This window comes from Novacetimonas hansenii JCM 7643 (genome assembly GCF_000964405.1).
Classification (GTDB): Bacteria; Pseudomonadota; Alphaproteobacteria; order Acetobacterales; family Acetobacteraceae; genus Novacetimonas; species Novacetimonas hansenii.
Genome location: NZ_BANE01000304.1, coordinates 1 through 5,749, shown reverse-complemented (window position 1 = coordinate 5,749; position 5,749 = coordinate 1). Strand labels below are relative to the sequence as shown.

Here is a 5,749-nt window from a genome sequence, read left to right as displayed (position 1 = left end):
TGGTGAAGCTTTTTCTAAAAAGCTTCAGAAGACGCTGCCTTTTTAAAAAAAGGCGGCACCTAAAAACTTTTCCTGTTTTTTATCAAGGACTTGTTTTCAAACACTCTCTAACGTGTCGCCAGCATCATCGCTGTCGCGGTGGGCTGCCCGTTGTTGGAAGATCAAGGTTCCCAAGGGACGAATCTTTCAAAATTCGCAGCGAAGGGGGCGCGGGATCAATGATGTCGTTCGTCGCTTCTGGGAACAGGCATCATCAAAAATATCCTGATGATCTGCTATGGTTGGGGAATGACAAAAATCTGGTTCACGTCCGATCAGCACTTTGGTCATGCGGGCATTCTCACATACTGTTCCCGCCCCTTTGCGGACGTGCAGGCGATGGATACCGCCATGGTGCAGCAGTGGAATGACCGGGTTGGCCCGATGGATGAGGTCTGGTGCCTTGGTGATTTCTGCGCCGGCAGGGATGCCGGGCATTATGCGCGTCACCTGAACGGGCGCAAACACCTGATTGTCGGCAATCATGACCGTCACGCCCGTAAATGGCAGGGCTGGGCCTCCATCCATGACTATCATGAAATGTCTGTTGCCGGCAGGCGGGTCGTCCTGTTCCATTATCCCATGCGGGTGTGGAATGCGTCCCATTACGGGTCGATCCACCTGTATGGGCATATGCATAATGCCCTGCCCCCCACGGCGCAGTCGTGCGATGTCGGGGTGGATGCCTGGTCCTTTGCCCCCGTTGGTTTCGATCAGATCACGCATCGCATGGCGCAGGCAACCTGATGCCCGCGCGTCCGAACCGTTTGGAAAATATCAAGGAGCCATAACATGCCTGACATTTCCGCATCCCCTCATGTCGATCCACTGGTCTGGGGGCATGGGCCCCGCCTGTTCGAGATTTTCGTGGAACCAACCTGCCCGTTTTCGGTCCGGGCCTTGGGCAAGCTGGATGCGTTGCTTCGACAGGTGGGGGAGGAGCGGATTACGGTCCGTATCCTGTTTCAGTCGCAGCCATGGCATATGTTTTCAGGTGTGATCGTGCGTGCCATTCTTGCCGCCTCCACGCTGAAGGGCGGCAAGGAGACCGCGCGTCGGGTCATGGATGCCGTCGGTGCGCACCGCGAGGAATTCGAGTTCACCAATCATTGCGCCGGCCCCAATATGGACGCGACGCCCAACGACATCATCCGTCGCATGGAACAATATAGTGGCGTAGCACTGGAGGAGGCCTTTGCCCTGCCGGACCTGCAGTCAGCCATCAAATGGCACTGCAAATACGCACGCCAGAATGGCATCCATGTCTCCCCCACCTTTATGGTCGATGGCTTGATTGATCCCGCCATCAGCAGTGGGGACAGCGTGGATGCATGGATCGAACGGATTTTTTCCTGATCCCGGATCATATCCGCAAATGCGGGCTGTGATCTTTGAACCCTGCTGAAAAAGACAGGAAGAAGTTTCTGATGAAGCTTTTTCCTGCATAGCATCCAAAAGACAGATCGCAGGCTTCCGCGCCTGTCATCATGCCGATGCTGCCCGAGCAGACTGACAGGGGCAGGATCATCAACAGGTTTTTTGTGAAAAACATGACCGTGGCGGAGAGAGTGGGATTCGAACCCACGGTACGCTATTAACGCACACACGCTTTCCAAGCGTGCGCCTTAAGCCGCTCGGCCATCTCTCCAACCGGTCAGTAACGGGACGCTAATCCTGCCTGACGGGTGCGGAACATAGCAGCAATTCGTCCAAGCGCAAGGGGAAAACGGCACGATTATCCCACTGATTCACGGGATAATCGTGCGGTGCCGCGTCGTGTATCAGTGATCCATCTTCAGCGCGGCAAGGAACGCACTCTGCGGGATTTCCACCTTGCCGAACTGACGCATGCGCTTTTTGCCTTCCTTCTGCTTGTCCAGAAGTTTGCGCTTGCGCGAAATGTCGCCGCCATAACATTTGGCCGTCACATCCTTGGACATCGCGCCGAGTGTTTCACGTGCGATGATACGGCTGCCGATGGATGCCTGAATTGCGATCTTGAACAACTGCCGGGGGATCAGTTCCTTCAGCTTTGCGCAGATCGCACGTCCCCGCGTTTCGGCTGCCGAACGGTGCGCGATAAAGGACAGCGCATCCACAGGTTCCTGATTGACAAGGATGGAGATGCGCACAAGCTCGCTCTCTTCATAAGTGTCCATCTGGTAGTCAAAGCTGGCATACCCGCGTGAGACGGATTTCAACCGGTCATAGAAGTCAAAGACCACTTCATTCAACGGCAGGCGATAGACCGCCATTGCCCGGTTGCCAACATAGGTCAGGTCCTGCTGTATCCCGCGCCGTTCCGTACACAGCGTCAGCACCGCGCCCAGATATTCGTCCGGCACCATGATCGTCGCCTTGATCCACGGTTCCTCGATACGTTCAATCAGCGATCCGTCGGGCATGTCGGCGGGGTTATGCAGTTCCTCCATCGCGCCATTGGTGCGCCACAGGCGATAGACGACCGATGGGGCCGTGGCGATCAGGTCGAGGTTGAATTCCCGGCTGAGGCGTTCCTGGATGATTTCCAGATGCAAAAGCCCAAGGAAACCACAGCGGAAACCAAAGCCCAGCGCGGCGGAGGTCTCGGCCTCGTAATGGAACGACGCATCATTCAGGCGCAGTTTGGCAAGGCTGTCGCGCAGCTTCTCGAAATCATCGGCGACGATGGGATACAGCCCGCACCATACCACCGGTACGGATGGCTTGAACCCCGCAAGAGGCATGTCGGCGGGGCGCCGGTCATCGGTCAGGGTATCGCCCACGTTACAATCGGCCACCGTCTTGATCGCCGCGTTGATATAGCCGATTTCCCCGGGGCCAAGTTCATCCATCGGGGTCAGGCGCGGAGCGAATACGCCCACCTGGTCAACATTGTGAACCACGCCGGTGGACATCATGCGGATGCGCATGCCCTTCTTCAGGCGGCCTTCCTTCACACGGACCAGTGTGATGACCCCAAGATAGGGGTCATACCAGCTATCGACCAGCAGCGCCTTGAGCGGGGCTTCGGCATCGCCCTTTGGCGGGGGCAGACGCGTGACCAGGGCTTCGAGTACCGCCTCGATGTTCAGGCCGGTCTTGGCGGAAACTTCCACCGCGTCCTCGGCGTCGATGCCCACGACTTCCTCGATCTGCGCCTTGACGCGTTCGCAGTCAGCGGCAGGCAGGTCCACCTTGTTCAGGACGGGTACGATCTCATGGTTGGCGTCGATGGCCTGATACACATTGGCCAGCGTCTGCGCCTCCACCCCCTGTGACGCATCAACCACCAGCAGCGATCCCTCGCATGCCGCCAGCGAACGGCTGACCTCATAGGCGAAGTCGACATGGCCCGGCGTGTCCATCAGGTTCAGGATATAGGTCTTGCCATCCTTTGCCGGATAGGTCAGGCGCACGGTCTGTGCCTTGATCGTAATGCCGCGTTCACGTTCAAGGTCCATGTTGTCAAGGACCTGGTTCGTCATCTCGCGCTGTGTCAGCGCGCCACAGGCCTGGATCAGGCGATCGGCCAGCGTCGATTTCCCATGGTCGATATGGGCAATGATCGAGAAATTGCGGATCAGGGAAAGGGGCGTGTCGGTCATGCGCGAGACATAAGGTAAAAATTGCCAAAAGTCAGCCGGGACATCATGAATTAATCCTGTTTTCAGGGGCCGTCGCGCCTGAACCTGCGGCAATGGTCAAAGGCAGGCCATCGCAATGCGGTGAACACGTGTATCGCCGTCCATTTCGATGGTTTCCCCCTCTATGCGCCCAACGCCACGAATACGGATTCGTTCATGCAGCGGCGCGGTCAGGGGCACGTCATGCCACCGGTCGGTCACGATCCCGCAACAGGCATGGGAATCAGGACCATGCAGCAATACGCGGTCATGCTGCCGGATCGCAGCGGTGGGGGAGACCACAAGTACGGTCCCGGCGCGAAAGATCGGTTCCATGTTATCGGAATCGACCAGTACCGCGTAGGAATGATGGTCCGCCAACCCATGGAAATCCCATGTTTCCCAACGGTCGCCACTGGGCAGGCCGGATTCGTCAAACAGTTCGGCCTGCCCCAGTTCCGAAAATGGCACGATCATAAGGTGCGCATGATGCGTCCCGCCCAACCTGTCGCCATGGCCGGTCATCAACCGCCCGAACCCTTCGAGCGAGATGCCGGTGGCCGACAGTGTGCGCGCCAGACTTTCGGTCCCGGGCCAGCGCGGCCGCCCCGATGATGTCATGCGTTTGGAGGGGTTGAAGGTCGTGCTGTCCAGCCCCGCCGCGCGGGCCAGTCCCGATGGGGTCATGCCGCGTTCCGTCGCCAGAAGATCCAGCGCCCGCCAGATGTCTTCATGGCTGATCATGTCAGGGCCGTTTCATGATTTCGCTGCAATGCCGTTTGGTTCCTGTTGCTGAAATTACAAACCGCCCGTCATCGCGTTGCAGGGCCAGCCCCATTCCCGCCAGCCGTTCCAGGCACGGTGTATCCGGCAGACCCGCCGGGCGCCCGGCCTGTTCACTCAGGCTAAGGCGGTGCAGGGCCGAACGGCAGCAGGTCTCAAGATAAGGCTGATCCCACATGGCGTCAGTCACCCTGTCGCATGGGCACAGCGCCAGCCGGTGCCGATGCGGCAGGCTGGCGGGGCCCAGGGACGCAAAACCCGCGTCGGTGGCCGCATGAAGGACGTATCATCATGAATGTCGATAAGAAAATGCAAAGCTTTCAATGGCGAACCATTAGTATACATCATCACAATATTTTAATAAATATGCTATTTTTCAATATAACCGAATTGGGCGGGTTTCGTGTCCCTTGTGCCACGGAAAAGGCAGCCATGTGTTATGGGGTCTCCCGTCCGGCGGAGGGGGACATTATGTGAGGTGCAGGGCGACAGGGTGCGATTTTGACACAACCTTGTCCAAATGCAGCCATATGTCCGTGGTTGTTTCCAGTCGGACCAGCTTATCTTGCAGTTGATGAGGGTAATAATGAAGTTTAATCGTTTTTTTCTTGCAGCGAGTCTGTCCGGTGCTGTTTTCGCCCTTTCCCCTGCGGCGCACGCCACGGATTGCAGCCAGAACTCAACCACGCCAAGCTGGGACGTGCTGGATCGTGCGGCGCAGGCGGGGGATTGTGCGAACAACCGTCTGCAGGCCTATCGTGACAAGAGCAACGCGCAGATGCAGCAGCGCCAGCAGGCCCTGAAGGACAAGGAAAACCAGTTGCGTGATAATACGACCGGCCGCTGGGACCGTGCCCGCAAGGCAGAGGAGCAGAAGCTGGCGAACGAACGTTCGAACCTGGACCAGCGCGTGCAGAATGGTCGCAATCGTCTTGATACGATCCGTAATGCCCCACAGCAGAAGATGGACCAGATCCGCAATGCTGGCGCCGCGGAAAAGCAGAACTGGAACAACATGCGCAATCAGACGCGTTCCGATGTCGATAGCCTGCTGGGCGGCGGGCAGTAACGCCTGATCCCTTTCCCATTACGGGGACAGGGAACGACAATGGCGCGTATTGCGGTGTGCCCCGCGATACGCGCCATTTCTTTTTGTCCCCGGGACTTGCCCCAAACAACCGTGGCTATCCTGCCTGGGGATCACAATTTTTCTGGGGCAGGGTCCAAGATGTTGGGTTCTGTCCCGTCGCAAAAGGACAGCACCCAATATTCCTTAGCAGACTGTTTGAAAAGTCAGGCTCGATAACATCCTGAAATCATAA

At 57.6% G+C, this 5,749-nt stretch carries 7 protein-coding genes and 1 tRNA gene; 3 read left to right on the top strand and 5 right to left on the bottom strand.

Annotation, left to right across the window (positions count from 1 at the left end):
* Positions 1-288: 288 nt before the first annotated feature.
* Both B7G66_RS15680 and B7G66_RS15675 read left to right on the top strand, forming a co-directional pair.
* On the top strand, positions 289-786 hold the full coding sequence (locus B7G66_RS15680) for a metallophosphoesterase family protein (RefSeq protein WP_003617408.1): 498 nt from the start codon (positions 289-291) through the stop codon (positions 784-786).
* Positions 787-831: 45 nt separating this feature from the next.
* Positions 832-1,395 carry a DsbA family protein gene (locus B7G66_RS15675; protein WP_003617410.1) on the top strand — a complete coding sequence of 188 codons (564 nt, stop codon included), beginning with the start codon at positions 832-834 and terminating at the stop codon, positions 1,393-1,395.
* Positions 1,396-1,402: 7 nt separating this feature from the next.
* Here the strand turns inward: B7G66_RS15675 and B7G66_RS17600 are convergent, their stop codons facing one another.
* The 5 genes from B7G66_RS17600 to B7G66_RS15655 form a co-directional block, all read right to left on the bottom strand.
* Positions 1,403-1,624: a hypothetical protein gene (locus B7G66_RS17600; RefSeq protein WP_148424809.1), complete on the bottom strand. Its 222-nt coding sequence runs from the start codon at positions 1,622-1,624 to the stop codon at positions 1,403-1,405.
* Positions 1,597-1,687, bottom strand: a tRNA-Ser gene (locus B7G66_RS15670). The genes B7G66_RS17600 and B7G66_RS15670 overlap by 28 nt, the downstream gene beginning before the upstream one ends.
* Before the next feature lie 133 nt (positions 1,688-1,820).
* Positions 1,821-3,626: a translation elongation factor 4 gene (gene lepA / locus B7G66_RS15665; RefSeq protein ID WP_003617413.1), complete on the bottom strand. Its 1,806-nt coding sequence runs from the start codon at positions 3,624-3,626 to the stop codon at positions 1,821-1,823.
* A gap of 96 nt (positions 3,627-3,722) precedes the next feature.
* The gene (locus tag B7G66_RS15660; RefSeq protein ID WP_003617416.1) at positions 3,723-4,388 is read right to left on the bottom strand and encodes a helix-turn-helix transcriptional regulator; all 666 of its coding nucleotides are present in this window, start codon (positions 4,386-4,388) and stop codon (positions 3,723-3,725) included.
* Between the two features lies 1 nt (position 4,389).
* Positions 4,390-4,605, bottom strand: coding sequence for a hypothetical protein (locus tag B7G66_RS15655; RefSeq protein ID WP_003617418.1), 216 nt, complete (start codon positions 4,603-4,605; stop codon positions 4,390-4,392).
* Between the two features lie 408 nt (positions 4,606-5,013).
* On the opposite strand from B7G66_RS15655, the gene B7G66_RS15645 reads away from it, so the two are divergent.
* Positions 5,014-5,496, top strand: coding sequence for a hypothetical protein (locus B7G66_RS15645; RefSeq protein WP_003617421.1), 483 nt, complete (start codon positions 5,014-5,016; stop codon positions 5,494-5,496).
* Positions 5,497-5,749 lie beyond the last annotated feature (253 nt).